The sequence below is a fragment of the Pseudomonas sp. B8(2017) genome (assembly GCF_002113575.1).
GTDB lineage: Bacteria > Pseudomonadota > Gammaproteobacteria > Pseudomonadales > Pseudomonadaceae > Aquipseudomonas > Aquipseudomonas putida_Z.
On the sequence record NZ_NEIO01000003.1, the window covers coordinates 269,258 to 284,465 of the forward strand.

The window sequence follows — 15,208 nt, forward strand, 5'->3', positions numbered from 1 at the left end:
GCGGCGCTGGTGATCCCCGAACTCGGCCAGCTGGCGATGATCTTGGCCATCTGCTTTGCCGCCGTGCAGGCCAGCGTGCCGCTGCTCGGCGCCTGGCGTGGCGACAGCCTGTGGATGAGCCTGGCGCGGCCGGCGGCCTGGGGGCAGTTCGCCTTCCTGGCCTTTGCCTTCGCCTGCCTGACCCATGCCTTCATGACCGACAACTTCTCGGTCGCCTATGTGGCCAGCAACTCCAACAGCGCCTTGCCCTGGTACTACAAGTTCAGTGCCGTGTGGGGCGCCCACGAAGGTTCGCTGCTGCTGTGGGCGCTGATCCTCGGCGGCTGGACCTTCGCCGTGTCGGTGTTCTCGCGGCAGTTGCCGCAGGTGATGCTGGCCCGCGTGCTGGCGGTAATGGGCATGATCAGCGTGGGCTTCCTGAGCTTCCTGATCATCACCTCCAACCCGTTCCAGCGCCTGCTGCCGCAGGTGCCGACCGATGGCCGCGACCTCAACCCGCTGTTGCAGGACTTTGGCCTGATCGTCCACCCGCCGATGCTGTACATGGGCTACGTCGGGTTCTCGGTGGCCTTCGCCTTCGCCATCGCCGCCTTGCTCGGTGGCCGCCTGGACGCCGCCTGGGCGCGCTGGTCGCGGCCCTGGACCATCGTTGCCTGGGCCTTCCTCGGGGTCGGCATTACCCTGGGCTCGTGGTGGGCCTACTATGAGCTGGGCTGGGGTGGCTGGTGGTTCTGGGACCCGGTGGAAAACGCCTCGTTCATGCCCTGGCTGGTGGGTACGGCGCTGATCCACTCGCTGGCGGTGACCGAGAAGCGCGGGGTGTTCAAGAGCTGGACCGTGCTGCTGGCGATTGCCGCGTTCTCGCTGAGCCTGCTGGGTACCTTCCTGGTGCGCTCCGGTGTGCTGACCTCGGTGCACGCGTTTGCCGCCGACCCGTCGCGGGGCATTTTCATCCTGATCTTCCTGCTGTTCGTGGTCGGTGGATCGCTCACCCTGTTCGCCCTGCGCGCACCGGTGGTCAAGAGCCAGGTCGGCTTTGCCCTGTGGTCGCGCGAGACGCTGCTGCTGGCCAACAACCTGGTGCTGGTAGTGGCGGCCTCGATGATTCTGCTCGGTACCCTGTACCCGCTGGTGCTAGATGCGCTGACCGGGGCCAAGCTGTCGGTCGGCCCACCGTATTTCGACGCCTTGTTCCTGCCGCTGATGGCACTGCTGATGGTGGTGCTGGGCGTGGGCGTGGTGGTGCGCTGGAAAGACACCCCCGGCAAATGGCTGGCCAGCATGATGACCCCGGTGCTGCTCGGCAGCGCCATCCTCGCGCCGGTGGCGGGCTTTATCGTCGACGACTTCGACTGGCCGACCCTGACCGCCTTCGCCCTGGCCGCCTGGGTGGTGCTTGGCGGGCTGCGCGACATTCTCGACAAGACCCGCCACAAAGGCCTGCTCAAGGGCCTGCCCGGGCTGGGTCGCAGCTACTGGGGCATGCAGCTGGCGCACCTGGGCCTGGCGGTGTGCGCGCTGGGTGTGGTGCTGTCGAGCAACAACAGCGCCGAACGCGACCTGCGCATGGCGCCGGGTGAGAGCGTGGAACTGGGCGGTTACCACTTCCTGTTCCAGGGTGCCCGGCATTTCGAAGGGCCGAATTTCATCTCCGACAAGGGCACCGTGGTGGTCAGCCGCGACGGCCGTGAGGTGACCACCCTGCACCCGGAGAAACGCCTGTACACCGTGCAGCAGTCGATGATGACCGAAGCCGGTATCGACGCCGGTTTTACCCGCGACCTGTACGTCGCCCTCGGCGAGCCGCTGGAGAACGGTGCCTGGGCGGTACGCGTGCATATCAAGCCTTACGTCCGCTGGATCTGGCTGGGCGGTCTGCTGACCGGCCTGGGCGGGTTGCTGGCGGCCCTCGACCGGCGCTATCGCGTCAAGGTCAAGACCCGGGTGCGTGATGCCCTGGGCGTGTCTGGAGCAGCTGCATGAAGCGTTGGATCATGGTAGTCCCCCTGGCGGTATTCCTGCTGGTGGCGGTGTTCCTCTACAAAGGGCTGTTCCTCAAGCCCGACGAGCTGCCCTCGGCAATGATCGGCAAGCCGTTCCCGGCCTTTTCCCTGGCCTCGACCCAGGGCGACCGTACCCTGACCGAGGCCGACTTGCGGGGCCGCCCGGCTCTGGTCAACGTGTGGGCCACCTGGTGCCCGTCGTGCAAGGTCGAGCACCCGTACCTGAACCAGCTGGCCCAGCAGGGCGTGGTGATCCACGGCGTCAACTACAAGGACGACAATGCGGCGGCCCTGAAGTGGCTGGCCGAGTTCCACAACCCGTACCAGCTGGACATTCGTGACGAGCAGGGCAGCCTGGGCCTGGACCTGGGCGTGTATGGCGCGCCGGAAACCTTCCTGATCGATGCCAAGGGCATCATCCGCTACAAGCACGTGGGCGTGGTCGATGCCACGGTCTGGCGTGAGCAGCTGGCGCCGCTGTACCAGGGCCTGGTCGACGAGGCCAAGCCATGAAGCGGGGGCTGGCAGCTGCCGTGCTGGGGCTCTTCATGGGGTTGAGCCTGGCAGGCGTGGCCAAGGCGGCCATCGACACGTACCAGTTCCGCGACGATGCCGAGCGTGAGCGCTACCAGCAGCTGACCAAGGAGCTGCGTTGCCCCAAGTGCCAGAACCAGGACATCGCCGACTCCAACGCGCCGATTGCCGCCGACCTGCGTCGGGAAATCTTCCGCATGCTCGGCGAGGGCAAGAGCAACCAGCAGATCGTCGACTTCATGGTCGACCGCTATGGCGACTTCGTGCGCTACAAGCCGGCGCTCAGCGGGCGTACCTGGCTGCTGTGGTTCGGCCCGGGGATTTTGCTGGCCGGTGGTTTCGTGGTGCTGGCGCTGATCGTGCGCCGGCGCCGCGGTGCGGCCGTGCAGGGCGCCAATGAGTTGTCCGCCGAAGAACGCGAGCGTCTCGCCAAATTGCTGGAAAAAGAACAGACCCATGATTGAATTCTGGCTTAGCGCGGGCCTGCTGCTGCTCGCTGCCCTCAGCTTCCTGCTGATCCCGATCCTGCGTGGCCGTGGCCGCCAGCAGGAAGAAGACCGCACCGCCTTGAACGTGGCCCTGTACCAGGAGCGCGTCGCCGAACTGGCTGCCCAGCAGGCCGCTGGCGTGCTCGACGAGGCGCAGATGGCCAAGGGCCGTGACGAGGCCGCCCGTGAGCTGCTGGCAGATACCGAAGGTGCCGAGGCCCCGCGCCAGGGGCACCTGGGCAAGGCCCTGCCGTTGCTGGCGGCGCTGCTGGTGCCGCTGCTGGCATTGGGGCTGTACCTGCATTTCGGCGCGGCCGACAAGGTGGAGTTGACCCAGGAGTTTGCCGAGGCGCCCAAGTCGATGGAAGAAATGACTGCCCGCCTGGAACGGGTGGTGCAGGCCCAGCCGGATTCCGCCGAGGCCGTGTACTTCCTGGGCCGAGCCTACATGGCCGAGCAGCGCCCCGCCGATGCCGCGCGCACCTTCGAGCGCGCCGTGGCCCTGGCCGGTCGCCAGCCCGAATTGCTCGGGCAGTGGGCCCAGGCGCTGTATTTCGCCGCCGACAAGAAATGGAGCCCGCAGCTGCAGGCGCTGACTGACGAGGCGCTGAAAGCCGACCCCAACGAAGTGACCAGCCTGGGCCTGCGTGGTATCGCTGCCTTCGAGGGCGAGCGTTACCAGGAAGCCATCGATTACTGGAAGCGCCTGCTGGCGCAGCTGCCGGAAGGTGATGCCTCGCGTGCGGCGCTGCAGGGCGGTATCGACCGCGCCGCCGAGCGCCTGGGTGGTTCGCCGGGGCAGGCTGCGGCGCCCGTGGCGGCTCGCTTGAAGGTGCGCGTGGAGCTGGCGGCGGTGTTGAAGGACAAGGTCAAGCCGGACGACACGGTGTTCATCTTCGCCCGCGCCAGCAATGGCCCACCGATGCCGCTGGCAGCCAAGCGGGTGACCGTGGCGCAGTTGCCGATCGAGGTGGAGTTGTCCGATGCTGACGCCATGATGCCGCAGATGAAACTGTCGGACTTTGCCGAAGTCCAACTCGTTGCACGTGTATCACGCGCTGGCCAGCCAACCCATGGCGAGTGGATTGGCCAGGGCACGCCACTGCCCAGCGCCACCCAGGCCATCCAGCACCTGACCATCGACAGCCCCGACCCGTAAGAGAGCAATGCCATGCACAGCATCGTCCGCCTGACCCTGATCACCCTGGCCCTGGGTTTGTCTGCGTGTACGGTGCATGAGCCGTACGAGCAGCCTGAACCACCGATCGAGCGCCTGCCGCCGCCGGGGCCGGCGGTCAAGCCCTTGCCGGACAGGCAACCGGCCCCCGCGCCGAGCAAGCCTGCGGCCACGCCCAAGCCGATGCCACGCACCTCGGCCAGCTTCGCGCCGCCACCTGGCGGGGCGAGCCATTGGGACCCGAAGCTGGGTGTGTATGTGCTGGAGAAGAAACCCAATACCTTCTACCGCCAGCGGACCTACTACCGCTTCGACAACGGCTGGAGCTGGTCGCTGAGCCCGGATGGGCCGTGGCAGGAGACTGACAGCAGCGGTGTGCCGGGTGGTCTGGGGCGTGCGTTCGCCCAGTAGTGGGTTGTTTGCCTGTCCCGGCCCCTTCGCGGGTAAACCCGCTCCCACAGGTACGTCACAAATCTCAAGTGCTGTGATATCCCTGTGGGAGCGGGTTTACCCGCGAAGGGGCCGGGACAGGCAAACAATACAGTACAGTTTTTCCGCAATTACCGATTGACTGTACTGTGCTGTGATTCCGCATAATGCCCCTTCAAGAATAAGGAGGTGGCATGCACAAGACAGTCCTGGTGCTGGTGGAAACCGTCGATGATTACCTGCCCATGCTGGAGCAGGCCGGCTACCGTTTGATCCGTGCCCCTTCGCCGCAATTGCGGGCCGAGGCCATCCAGCGCCATGCCCATGAAATCGATGCCGTGCTCACCCGCGGCCCGCTGGGCCTGACTGCCAGCGAAATCGACACGCTGTCCAAACTGCAGATCATCTGCGTGATCGGTGCCGGCTACGAGCAGGTCGACCTGGCCGCCGCCGCTGCGCGCGGCATCACGGTTACCAACGGCGCCGGGGCCAATGCCGAGGCGGTCGCCGACCACACCCTTGCCCTGCTGCTGGCGCTGTTGCGCGACATTCCCCGCGCCGATGCCAGTACCCGCCGGGGCGAATGGAACCGGGTGATCAGCCCCTCGGTGAGTGGCAAGCGCCTGGGCATTCTCGGCCTTGGTGCGGTGGGCATGGCCATCGCCAGGCGCGCCCATCTGGGCTTTGCCATGCCCGTCAGCTACCACAGCCGCACGCCGCGCCAGGATGTGCCCTACACCTGGTACGACAGCCCGCTGCACCTGGCCGATGCCGTCGACATCCTGGTGGTGGCAACCCCCGGCGGTGCCGACACTCGCCATCTGGTCGATGCACAGGTGCTCGAGGTCCTGGGGGCCGAGGGCTACCTGGTGAACATCGCCCGTGCCAGCGTGGTCGACACCCAGGCCCTGGTCGCCGTGCTGCAGCATGGCCTACTGGCTGGTGCGGCACTGGATGTGTTCGACGACGAGCCGGCTGTACCCGATGCCCTCAAGGCCCTTGGCAACACCGTGCTCACCCCCCACGTGGCCGGCCAGTCGCCGGAGGCGGCGCGCGACACGGTGACCCTGGTGCTGCGCAACCTGCAGGCGTTCTTTGCCGGCGAAGCCGTGTTGACCCCGGTACGCCAGTAACCCTTTTCATACATCTGCCTGGCAGCGATCGGGCAACAAGGAGTGTGTGCATGCAACTTGAAATCTTCCAGGTCGATGCGTTTTCCGCCGAACCGTTCGGGGGCAACCCGGCGGCAGTGATCCCGCTGCAAAGCTGGCTGCCGGACGACGTGCTGCAGCGCATTGCCGAAGAGAACAACCTGTCGGAAACCGCCTACTTCGTGCGCAACGGCGAAACCTTCGACCTGCGCTGGTTCACCCCGACCGTGGAAGTCGACCTGTGCGGCCATGCCACCCTGGCCTCGGCCTATGTGCTGTTCGAACAGCTGGGCGAGCAGGTGCAGGTGCTGCGTTTCAACACCCGCAGTGGCGAGCTGCGGGTCAGCCGTAACGCCGACGGGCTGCTGGCCATGGACTTCCCGGCCAAGCAGCCGGTCGCCGTGGACATGCTGCCGGGCCTGTTGCAGGCGCTGGGCCTGGGCCAGGCACAGGCGCTGTACCGCAGTGACGACTATGTGGTGGTGATTGATGACGCCCTGTTGCTCGACACCCTGAAGCCGGATTTCGTTGCCCTGTCGGCTTTCGATGTGCGCGGTATCGCCGTTACCGCAGCAGGCCGTGGCTTTGATTTCGTCACCCGCTGGTTCGGCCCGCGGGTCGGCGTGAACGAAGACCCGGTGACTGGCTCGGCGCACACCTCGCTGGCGCCGATATGGGCCGAGCGGCTGGGTAGGAACGTGCTGAACTGCGAGCAGGGAGGGGTGCGCAAAGGGCAGCTGCAGTGCGAAGTGCCGGGTAACGGCCGGGTGATCATCAGCGGGCGGGCGGCGTTGTACCTGCGCGGTACGGTGTACATCTGACCTTGGGCAACTGTCTTGTGCTGCCTGTGCCGGCCTCATCGCCGGCAAGCCAGCTCCCACAGGTACTGCACTGGCCTGAGAGCGGCGCGGTCGGGGTGGGAGCCGGCTTGCCGGCGATGAGGCCGGTACAGGCATCTATACTTGCTGGCCCATCTTCCGCTCAAGGAGCCAGCCATGGCCCTGGAAAAACACGGCACCTGCCTGTGCGGCGCCACCCAGCTCAAGGTCACCGTCGACAACACCCATATCAGCGCCTGCCACTGCAGCATGTGCCGCAAATGGACCGGCGGCCCATTGCTGGTGGTGCATTGCAGCAAGCCACCGGTGATCGAAGGGCGCGCCCCCAGCGTCTATGAGTCTTCCGACTGGGCCCAGCGCGGTTTCTGCGGCCAGTGCGGCACGCACTTGTACTACCGGCTGAAGGCCAATGACTTCCACGCCGTGCCGGTCGGCCTGCTCGACGGCGACCAGGAATGGGACTTCGACCTGCAGATTTTCGTCGAAGAGAAACCCGCCTGGTATTGCTTCGCCAACCAGACCAAGGAACTGACCGGCCAGGAAGCCTTCGAGCAGCTCAGCTGATTCAGGCCTGTGCCAGCAGCCACTCGGCAAACACCTGGGCAGCGGGCGAGGGCAGGGTCTGGCGGTCGTGCACCAGGTAGTCGGCCTGGCCGGTGCGCACTTCAAAATCGCACACCTGGCGGATCAGGCCGCTGTTGATGCGGTCACGGGCCATGGACTCCCAGCCAAGGCCCACGCCCATGCCTTGCATCACCGCGTCGAACACCAGGTTCACCTGGTTGAAGGTCAGGGCATCGGCGGTTGCCTGGTAGCGCACGCCAAAATGGGCGAACCAGTCGTGCCAGTCCAGGCAGTTCCAGGCCGAGGCGTCGAGCTGGATCAGCGGCAGTGCCTGCAGCGCGGTCAGGCTGTCGATCTGGCTGAGGTCCCAGCTGCTGCTGGCGATCGGGTAGATCACTTCGTCGAACAGCTTGTTGGCCTGTAATGAACGCCAGCGGCCATGCCCGTAGAGAATACCGAAGTCGTAGTCGGCGACCAGGCTTTCGTTGATGTCGTTGCTGGCGTGGATGTTCACCGTCAGCCCGGGGTGCTGCTTGTTGAAGCGCAGCAGGCGCGGGAACAGCCAGTACTGGGCCACGGCATGGGTACAGATGACGCTGACGTGGCGGCTGCCGTGGCCGCTTTTCAGGCGTTGCACGTTGGCCAGCAGCTTGTCGAGCATTGGCTCGACAAAACCATGGAAATGCTCGCCGGCGGTGGTCAACGCGATGCCACGGGCGCGGCGTTCGAACAGCTGGGTGCCGAGATGATCCTCGAGCAGGCGGATCTGTTTGGAAATTGCGCTCTGGGTCAGGTACAGCTCGCCACCGGCGCGGGTGAAACTGCCAGTGCGGGCCACGGCTTCGAAGGCGATCAGGGTGTCGAGCGGGGGCAGGTGGCGGCTGTAGCGGCTCATGGGCAATTCCGTGCAATGGTGTGGCTGAGCCGGCCCTATCGCCGGCAAGCCAGCTCCCACAGGTAACGCACAATGCTCAGGCTTGCGGGTTACCTGTGGGAGCCGGCTTGCCGGCGATAGGGCCGTTACTGCCTGCATCTTAATCAGCCGTAAGCCATTCCTCCAGGGAATGCCACCATGCATATAGATCTTTTGCCCGCCGCCCCGCGCACAGGTAGCCTGCGCTCATCTTCAAACAGGAGCTGACACGTGAAACGCGGTGTGATGTACGCCGGCATGGCCGGTGCGTTGTGGGGCATGGTGCTGATGGTTCCCGAGCTGTTGCCCGAGTTCAACCCGATGCTGTTGAGCTGCGTGCGCTACCTGATGGTGGGGGTGATCTCGTTGCTGCTGGCCTTGCCCATGGCTCGCCAGCTGCGTCAGCTGACCTCGGCTGATGCATGGATGCTGCTGCGCCTGGCGGTGATCGGCAACCTGGTGTACTTCGTGTGCCTGGTGGCGGCGATCCAGCGCCTGGGCGTGGCCCCGGCGTCGTTGATTGTCGGTGTACTGCCGCTGACCATCACCCTGTACGGCCGTAACGACAGCGGCGCGGTGCCCCTGGCGCGGCTGATCGGCCCGCTGGCGCTGATCCTTGCCGGCATGCTGTGCATCAACCTGGAAACCTTCGCCTTCGCCCCCGGTGACATCGGCGACAAGCTGATGGGCCTGTTCTACGCGCTGGCTGCACTGGCCTGCTGGACCTGGTACGCCGTGCAGAACAGCCGCTACCTGAAGCAGTGCGGGCATTTCGACAGCCACCAGTGGTCGGTGCTGTGCGGGGTGATGACCGGCCTGGCCAGCCTGCTGATGGTCGCCGGCCTGGCACTGTGGCAGCCGCAGCAGCTGCAGGTGGCGGCGCCGATGTCGCGCTGGTGGCTGTTCTGGGCGGCCAGCCTGGCTTGTGCAGTGCTGGGCTCGTGGCTGGCCATGGCCTTGTGGAACGCCGCGTCCAAGCGCTTGCCGCTGACCTTGAGCGGCCAACTGATCGTGTTCGAGACCCTGTTCGCGCTGCTGTATGCCTTCCTCTGGCGGCAGACCGGGCCGAGCCTGCTGGAGGCAGCGGCGATCGTGCTGGTGATTGGCGGCGTGCTGTGGTCGATGCGCCAGCACGAAACGCCACGCGAACTTGCCAAACCGGTGCATTCCTGAGAAAAAGGGCGGCTTTGTTTCCAGCGTTGGAGTATGCCCCGTGAGCCAAGAACTGCAGATCATCGACCTTGTGCAGGGGGATGGCAAAGCCGCCGTCAAAGGCGCCCTGATCACCACCCAGTACACCGGCTGGCTGGCCGACGGCAGCGAGTTCGATTCGTCCTGGTCGCGAGGCAAGCCGTTCCAGTGCGTGATCGGCACGGGTCGGGTAATCAAGGGGTGGGATCAAGGCCTGATGGGCATGCGCGTTGGTGGCAAGCGCAAGCTGCTGGTACCGGCGCACCTTGGCTATGGCGAACGCAGCGTGGGGGCGATTCCGCCGAACTCGGATTTGACCTTCGAGATCGAATTGCTGGAAGTGCTGACGCGGGATGATTGAGTGGCCGTACTGCAACCCGATGTTCTTGCGCCCTACACATTTCAGCAACACCCATCCTCTAATCTAAGCCTTGCCTAGGGAACGGCATCCACCTCCAGGGAGGAACCAAACGGGTTCAGGGCACTCTCACCCTCACTCGTTGCCATGGACGGCATTCACTACAAGGATGCCCCGCGGTGCTGTTGGCGGGGTGATGTGGCGGGTCTACCCGATTCTTTCTGCCACATGGGCCTGTCTTGATGAAGTTGCCAACATTCTTCCGCCGTCGTCGTCACTGGTTGCTGAGCCTGACGCTTACAGCCATAGCCGTACCGCTGGCGCTGGAAGCTGTCGAAAGCCGGGCGCAACCGGTGGATGGCACCCAGACCCTTGTGTTCCTGCGCCACGCCGAGAAGCCGGGCGAGGGGCTGGGCCAGTTGAACTGCCAGGGCCTCAACCGTGCGCTGGACCTGGCTACCGTGCTGCCCGAGCGCTTTGGCAAGGCCGACTACGTGTTCGCTGCCAACCCCTCGCGGCATGTCGAGGAAGGCAGCAAGGACGAAAGCTACAGCTATATTCGCCCGCTGATGACCATCAGCCCCAGCGCCATTCGCCTGGGCCTGCCGGTAAACATCGACTATGGCGCCAACGACACCGACGCGCTGGCCGAAGAGCTGCTGCGCGACAAGTACCGTAACGCGACCGTGTACACCGCCTGGTCGCATGGCTACCTCCCTGACCTGATCAATGCCGTGGCTGGCAAGGCCCTCGGTGAGGAGCGGGTGATCACCGAGGACTGGAGCGGCGACGACTTCGACACCCTCTACGTCCTGACCCTGACCTGGCACGACGGCAAGGCCAGCCTGCTCAGCCGCAACGTGCGTCAGGGCCTGAATGATGGTGCGCATAGCTGCCCGACCTGATCCGCTGGTACTGTTCTGCCAGGAAGCCCTGAACAGAGTGACGATGAAGTTGAGTACACAGCGGTTGGCCAGAATGATGCTTCGGCAGGACCGGCCTCTTCGCGGGTAAACCCGCTCCCACAAGTACTGCACAGGCCCTGAGAGCAATGCGGTCCCTGTGGGAGCGGGTTTACCCGCGAAGAGGCCAGGTCAGGCGAAAGATGCCTAACGCCCGAACCGCACCGGCCAACCCACCACTTTCTTCGCCCGTGGCGTGGCATAGGTACGTACCTTGGAGGTACTCAAGCCCATGCGCACCAGCGATTCGGCTATGGTCACCGCCGCACTCACACCATCCACCACCGGCACGCCGGTGCGCTGGCGGATCTGCTCGTCCAAGCCGGCCATGCCGCCGCAACCCAGGCAGATCACCTCGGCCTTGTCGTCGCGCACGGCGCGTTCTGCCTGCTCGACAATCGCTTCCACGGCGCGCTGCGGGTCGGCTTCCAGCTCCAGCACCGCCAGCCCGCTGGCGCGTACCGATGCGCAGCGGTCATACAGGCCGGAGAGCTTCAGGCGGTCCTCGATCAGCGGCACGGTGCGGTCCAGGGTGGTCACCACCGAGTAGGCATGGCCCAGGTACATCGCCGTGCTGGCGGCGGCATCGGTGATGTCCACCACCGGCACGTTCAGCAGTTCCTGCAGGCCTTCGCGGCCATGTTCGCCGTAACCCGCCTGGATCACGGCGTCGTAAGGGCCTTCGTAGGCCAGCACCCGGTCCATCACCGCGATGGCGGCCAGGTAACTTTCGAAGTTGCCTTCCACCGACTCGGCACCGAACCATGGGGTGAGGCCGATGATTTCGGTGCCGGGTGTGGCCACCGTACGGGCCTGTTCGGCAATGGCTTCGGTGATGGCTTCGGTGGTGTTGACGTTGGCGATCAGAATGCGCATGGGTAGTCCTCCCTGGTCAATGGCTGCTGTGGTCAACGGCGATGCATTCGCCGCTGACGTCGTGGTATTGGCGTTTGCGTGGGGCGATCAGCAGGTACAGGGCGGCGGCGATGCCGGCACCGATCAGCCAGGAGAACGGCGCCACGCCATGGAAGTTGGGCACCAGGGCCAGGACGATGGCCAGCAGTGCGGCCGGCACGAAGGCGGCCACCGCGCGCAGGTTGATGCCCTTGGTGTAGTGGTAGGCGCCGGCCGGGTCTTCGCTGTAAAGCTGCGGCACGTTGATGCAGCCTTTGCGCAGCAACCAGTAGTCGGACATGATCACCCCGTACAGCGGGCCGAGCAGGGCACCCAGGCCGGACAGGAAATACACGATCACCAGCGGGCTGTTGTACAGGTTCCACGGCAGGATCAGCACTGCCAGGGTGGCGCTGATCAGCCCGGCGCGGCGGAAGTTCAGGTGACGCGGCGCCAGGTTGCTGAGGACGAAGGCCGGGGCGACGAAGTTGGCCATGATGTTCACCGCCACGGTGACGATCAGGAAGGCCAGGCAGCCCAGTACCAGGAACGCTGTGCTGGGGATGGCGGCGACGATCTGGGTAGGGCTGTCGATGATCTGGCCGTTGATCTGGAACTGCGCGCCGCACAGCACCACGGTGATCACGGCGAACACCAGGATGTTCACCGGCAGGCCCCAGAAGTTGCCGACGCGGATGGTCTTGCGGCATGGCGAGGAGCGGGCGAAGTCACAGAAGTTCAGTACCAGGGTGCCGTAGATCGCCAGCCACAGCGCGCCGCCGGCAAAGATGTTGCGCCACATCTCGTAGCCGGTCAGCGGTTCGGCCACCGACCAGGCGATGCGGGCGTCGGCCTTGAAGTACATGAACACTGCCAGGGCGGCGACGGTCAGCAGGATCACCGGGCCGGCAAAGGCCTCGTAGCGGCGCACCATCTCCATGCCGTAGGCCAGGATCACCAGCTGCACCAGCCAGATCGACACGAAGCATGCCCAGCCCAGGCTCGACAGGCCGAGGATGCTGTCATGGTCATAGGCCGCCATGTGCGGCCATACGGCGGTGAGCAGCACACGCAGCACCACCGAAGCCAGGTAGGTCTGGATGCCGAACCAGGCGATGGCGATGACCGCGCGGATCAGCGCCGGGATCTGCGCGCCGTGGATGCCGAAGGCGATGCGGCTGATGACCGGGAACGGCACGCCGGTCTTCTGCCCCATGTAGCCGGACAGGTTCATGAAGAAGTACACCAGCGCCGCGCCGATGGCCAGCGACAGCAGGATCTGCCAGCCACCCAGGCCGAGGGCGAACAAGCCCATGGCGAACGAGTAGTTGGCGATGTTGTGCACATCGTTGGTCCACAGCGCGAAGATACTGTAGCCGCCCCAGCGGCGGCCTTCGATGCGCGTCGGGGCGAGGTCGCGGTTATGCAGGCGCGGGCTCAGGGCAAGTTCCGGCTGGCTGCCGGCGAGAGGGGAAGCGGGGTGGGTGCTGGCGACGGATAGTTCAGGGGCAAGGTCGAGGCTGGTACTCATTCCGGCGGGCTCCTGATGCACGTGGACTGCGATGAGCGGGCATGCGCACGGGCTCGCCATCTCGTCGGTGCAGCGTTGGCATCTCAGGGTTTGGGGCGCGGCGGCCGATGTTGGGTCGGCGTCGCGGGTTCTTGTGTATTTATGTTTTGCTTGGTTTGTATACAAAACACGAACACAAAAGCGAGTTCCATGCCAAGGAAAAAGCAAACTTCAGCTGGCCATCATTTCGAATCTATCTTGTTGAAATATAAGTTGATGAAATGAAGGGGATATAAGTTGACCAAATGAACAGGTTTAAATTTTTCGAGGATGATTTAGTTGATCGTTTGGTCAGAATAAGTTGTGGGAAGTGTGTAACGTATTGGGGCGTGATCTTGGAAAGTGCACACAAAAACGGCACTTATGGTGACATCCTTGTGTACAAAAATTAGTCAGCTTTTCCTGTGCTGGCCTTTTCGCGGGCGCGCCCGCTCCCACAGGGACCGCACAGCATCCTGGACTGTGGAGATCCTGTGGGAGCGGGCGTGCCCGCGAAGAGGCCAGAACAGTAAGAAATCAGTCCATCGGCGGCAACCGCCGCTTCACCGGGCTTTTCTTGATGATGGCGGTGTTGGTCTCGGCCAGCACATTGATGCGGTCGAGCAGGGTATCCAGCTGCTCCATCGAGCGCACATGCAGCCGGGCGATGAAGCAGTCCTCGCCAGTAACCTTGTCGCACTCGGTGAACTCGGGAATGGCAACGATCTGCCGCTCCACCTCCTGCAGCTGCCCGGGTAGCGGGCGGATGCGCACGATGGCCTGCAGCTGGTAGCCAAAGGCGCGCGGGTCGACCTCTACGGTGTAACCGCGCAACACGCCGCGTTCCTCCAGGCGGCGCAGGCGTTCGCTGACGCTGGGCGCCGACAGCCCGCTGATTTGCGCCAGGGCCTTGAGCGAGCGGCGCGAGTCTTCCATGAGCGCGTTGATCAGCAGTTGGTCGATGGCATCGGTCATGGTCACCTCAATCAGGTAGTTCGCGTGATTTGCCTTGATAGTAAAGGCAAACATGCCAATCTTCCTTCGTTATCCGCTGGAAGGCCGACCAGCAACCTTTGCATACTGTTGCCGTCTTCAACAGGAGGTGTGAGATGGACAGTTCATTGCGTCGTGGCTCGCTGGAAATGGTCGCTGCCATGCTGATTTCCGGGACCATCGGTTGGTTCGTGCTGGTGTCCGGCCAGCCGGTGCTCGAGGTGGTGTTCTGGCGCTGCGTGTTCGGTGCCGTGACCTTGCTGGCGATCTGCGCGGGGTTCGGCTTCCTGCGGCCGGGCGTGATCAGCCGCACGGCGTTCCTGCTGGCGATTGCCAGCGGTGTGGCCATCGTTGGCAACTGGGTGCTGCTGTTCGCCTCCTACTCGCGGGCGTCGATTGCCATCGGCACGGCGGTGTACAACGTGCAGCCGTTCATGCTGGTGGGGCTGGCGGCAGTATTCCTGGGCGAGAAGATCACCCTGGCCAAGGTCACCTGGCTGAGCGTGGCGTTCCTCGGCATGCTGGCCATCGTCAGTGCCCATGGCGCGGGGCAGGGTGGCGGTGAGGACTATTTGCTGGGCATTGCGCTGGCGCTGGGGGCGGCCTTCCTGTATGCCATCGCGGCGTTGATCATCAAGCGCCTGAGTGGCACGCCACCGCACCTGATCGCGCTGATCCAGGTTGCCACGGGTGTGCTGTTGCTGGCGCCGTGGGTCAAGCTTGGCGGGTTGCCGGGTGAAGTGCCGGCGCTGGCCAGCCTGGTGACCTTGGGCATGGTGCACACCGGCTTGATGTATGTGTTGCTGTACAGCGCCATCCAGCGCTTGCCCACGGCGCTGACCGGGGCACTGTCGTTCATCTACCCGATTGCGGCGATTCTGGTGGACTGGGTGGCGTTCGGGCACCGGCTGGCACCGTTGCAGTGGCTGGGGGTGGCGTTGATCCTGCTGGCGGCGGCGGGGATGCAGCAGGGGTGGTGGTTCCGGCCCAGGACGATGGCGGTCAAGGGCCATTGAGGCCGCTTTGCGGCCTATCGCCGGCAAGCCAGCTCCCACCTCGACCGCATCGGGCTCAAGCCATGCGCGGTACCTATAGGGGCCTGGCTTGCCAGCGATGAGGCCAGCACAGGCAGTACAAGACAGTTGCTCCTACAGGTACTGCAA

At 64.7% G+C, this 15,208-nt stretch carries 16 protein-coding genes; 12 read left to right on the forward strand and 4 right to left on the reverse strand.

Annotation, left to right across the window (positions count from 1 at the left end; genetic code table 11):
* Positions 1-9 precede the first annotated feature (9 nt).
* The 8 genes from CAG22_RS07260 (at position 10) to CAG22_RS07295 (ending at position 7,185) form a co-directional block, all read left to right on the forward strand.
* Positions 10-1,983 (forward strand): heme lyase CcmF/NrfE family subunit, encoded by a 1,974-nt coding sequence (locus CAG22_RS07260; RefSeq protein ID WP_015271186.1) that lies wholly within the window; start codon positions 10-12, stop codon positions 1,981-1,983.
* Positions 1,980-2,516 carry a DsbE family thiol:disulfide interchange protein gene (locus tag CAG22_RS07265; RefSeq protein ID WP_023663391.1) on the forward strand — a complete coding sequence of 179 codons (537 nt, stop codon included), beginning with the start codon at positions 1,980-1,982 and terminating at the stop codon, positions 2,514-2,516. The genes CAG22_RS07260 and CAG22_RS07265 overlap by 4 nt, the downstream gene beginning before the upstream one ends.
* Positions 2,513-3,001: a cytochrome c-type biogenesis protein gene (locus tag CAG22_RS07270; RefSeq protein WP_025340052.1), complete on the forward strand. Its 489-nt coding sequence runs from the start codon at positions 2,513-2,515 to the stop codon at positions 2,999-3,001. Before CAG22_RS07265 ends, CAG22_RS07270 begins: the two co-directional genes overlap by 4 nt.
* Positions 2,994-4,184, forward strand: coding sequence for a c-type cytochrome biogenesis protein CcmI (ccmI, locus tag CAG22_RS07275; RefSeq protein ID WP_085705072.1), 1,191 nt, complete (start codon positions 2,994-2,996; stop codon positions 4,182-4,184). Before CAG22_RS07270 ends, ccmI begins: the two co-directional genes overlap by 8 nt.
* Positions 4,185-4,196: 12 nt before the next feature.
* Positions 4,197-4,613, forward strand: coding sequence for a hypothetical protein (locus CAG22_RS07280; RefSeq protein WP_025340051.1), 417 nt, complete (start codon positions 4,197-4,199; stop codon positions 4,611-4,613).
* A 212-nt stretch (positions 4,614-4,825) separates the two neighbouring features.
* Positions 4,826-5,764: a 2-hydroxyacid dehydrogenase gene (locus tag CAG22_RS07285; RefSeq protein WP_085705074.1), complete on the forward strand. Its 939-nt coding sequence runs from the start codon at positions 4,826-4,828 to the stop codon at positions 5,762-5,764.
* Positions 5,765-5,814: 50 nt separating this feature from the next.
* Positions 5,815-6,603, forward strand: a complete 789-nt coding sequence (locus CAG22_RS07290) for a PhzF family phenazine biosynthesis protein (RefSeq protein ID WP_085705076.1) — start codon at positions 5,815-5,817, stop codon at positions 6,601-6,603.
* Between the two features lie 174 nt (positions 6,604-6,777).
* Positions 6,778-7,185: a GFA family protein gene (locus CAG22_RS07295; protein ID WP_085705078.1), complete on the forward strand. Its 408-nt coding sequence runs from the start codon at positions 6,778-6,780 to the stop codon at positions 7,183-7,185.
* Position 7,186: 1 nt separating this feature from the next.
* On the opposite strand, the gene CAG22_RS07300 is transcribed toward CAG22_RS07295, so the two are convergent.
* Positions 7,187-8,080 carry a LysR substrate-binding domain-containing protein gene (locus tag CAG22_RS07300; RefSeq protein ID WP_085705080.1) on the reverse strand — a complete coding sequence of 298 codons (894 nt, stop codon included), beginning with the start codon at positions 8,078-8,080 and terminating at the stop codon, positions 7,187-7,189.
* 249 nt (positions 8,081-8,329) lie between these two features.
* Here CAG22_RS07300 and CAG22_RS07305 point away from each other — a divergent pair, with 249 nt between their 5' ends.
* From CAG22_RS07305 to CAG22_RS07315, 3 genes are all read left to right on the forward strand, one after another.
* On the forward strand, positions 8,330-9,271 hold the full coding sequence (locus CAG22_RS07305; protein WP_085705083.1) for a DMT family transporter: 942 nt from the start codon (positions 8,330-8,332) through the stop codon (positions 9,269-9,271).
* A 40-nt stretch (positions 9,272-9,311) separates the two neighbouring features.
* Positions 9,312-9,650, forward strand: a complete 339-nt coding sequence (locus CAG22_RS07310; protein ID WP_046615015.1) for an FKBP-type peptidyl-prolyl cis-trans isomerase — start codon at positions 9,312-9,314, stop codon at positions 9,648-9,650.
* Between the two features lie 239 nt (positions 9,651-9,889).
* Entirely contained in the window at positions 9,890-10,552 is a 663-nt protein-coding gene (locus CAG22_RS07315) for a hypothetical protein (protein WP_025340046.1), read from the forward strand.
* A 204-nt stretch (positions 10,553-10,756) separates the two neighbouring features.
* Here CAG22_RS07315 and CAG22_RS07325 read toward each other — a convergent pair whose 3' ends face one another.
* From CAG22_RS07325 to CAG22_RS07335, 3 genes are all read right to left on the reverse strand, one after another.
* Entirely contained in the window at positions 10,757-11,485 is a 729-nt protein-coding gene (locus tag CAG22_RS07325; RefSeq protein WP_085588973.1) for an aspartate/glutamate racemase family protein, read from the reverse strand.
* Positions 11,486-11,501: 16 nt separating this feature from the next.
* Positions 11,502-13,034, reverse strand: a complete 1,533-nt coding sequence (locus CAG22_RS07330; protein ID WP_085588971.1) for an NCS1 family nucleobase:cation symporter-1 — start codon at positions 13,032-13,034, stop codon at positions 11,502-11,504.
* Between the two features lie 555 nt (positions 13,035-13,589).
* Positions 13,590-14,027, reverse strand: coding sequence for an Lrp/AsnC family transcriptional regulator (locus CAG22_RS07335; RefSeq protein ID WP_075047026.1), 438 nt, complete (start codon positions 14,025-14,027; stop codon positions 13,590-13,592).
* Between the two features lie 134 nt (positions 14,028-14,161).
* Between CAG22_RS07335 and CAG22_RS07340 the strand changes: the two genes are divergently transcribed.
* Positions 14,162-15,061: a DMT family transporter gene (locus CAG22_RS07340; RefSeq protein WP_085588969.1), complete on the forward strand. Its 900-nt coding sequence runs from the start codon at positions 14,162-14,164 to the stop codon at positions 15,059-15,061.
* Positions 15,062-15,208: the final 147 nt, after the last annotated feature.

What these genes read in the sequence shown, in the direction of transcription:
- CAG22_RS07265 (WP_023663391.1), top strand. Translation starts at nt 1,980, where the DNA reads ATGAAGCGTTGGATCATGGTAGTCCCCCTGGCGGTATTCCTGCTGGTG.
- CAG22_RS07270 (WP_025340052.1), top strand. Translation starts at nt 2,513, where the DNA reads ATGAAGCGGGGGCTGGCAGCTGCCGTGCTGGGGCTCTTCATGGGGTTG.
- ccmI (WP_085705072.1), top strand. Translation starts at nt 2,994, where the DNA reads ATGATTGAATTCTGGCTTAGCGCGGGCCTGCTGCTGCTCGCTGCCCTC.
- CAG22_RS07280 (WP_025340051.1), top strand. Translation starts at nt 4,197, where the DNA reads ATGCACAGCATCGTCCGCCTGACCCTGATCACCCTGGCCCTGGGTTTG.
- CAG22_RS07285 (WP_085705074.1), top strand. Translation starts at nt 4,826, where the DNA reads ATGCACAAGACAGTCCTGGTGCTGGTGGAAACCGTCGATGATTACCTG.
- CAG22_RS07290 (WP_085705076.1), top strand. Translation starts at nt 5,815, where the DNA reads ATGCAACTTGAAATCTTCCAGGTCGATGCGTTTTCCGCCGAACCGTTC.
- CAG22_RS07295 (WP_085705078.1), top strand. Translation starts at nt 6,778, where the DNA reads ATGGCCCTGGAAAAACACGGCACCTGCCTGTGCGGCGCCACCCAGCTC.
- CAG22_RS07300 (WP_085705080.1), bottom strand. Translation starts at nt 8,080, where the DNA reads ATGAGCCGCTACAGCCGCCACCTGCCCCCGCTCGACACCCTGATCGCC.
- CAG22_RS07315 (WP_025340046.1), top strand. Translation starts at nt 9,890, where the DNA reads ATGAAGTTGCCAACATTCTTCCGCCGTCGTCGTCACTGGTTGCTGAGC.
- CAG22_RS07325 (WP_085588973.1), bottom strand. Translation starts at nt 11,485, where the DNA reads ATGCGCATTCTGATCGCCAACGTCAACACCACCGAAGCCATCACCGAA.
- CAG22_RS07330 (WP_085588971.1), bottom strand. Translation starts at nt 13,034, where the DNA reads ATGAGTACCAGCCTCGACCTTGCCCCTGAACTATCCGTCGCCAGCACC.
- CAG22_RS07335 (WP_075047026.1), bottom strand. Translation starts at nt 14,027, where the DNA reads ATGACCGATGCCATCGACCAACTGCTGATCAACGCGCTCATGGAAGAC.
- CAG22_RS07340 (WP_085588969.1), top strand. Translation starts at nt 14,162, where the DNA reads ATGGACAGTTCATTGCGTCGTGGCTCGCTGGAAATGGTCGCTGCCATG.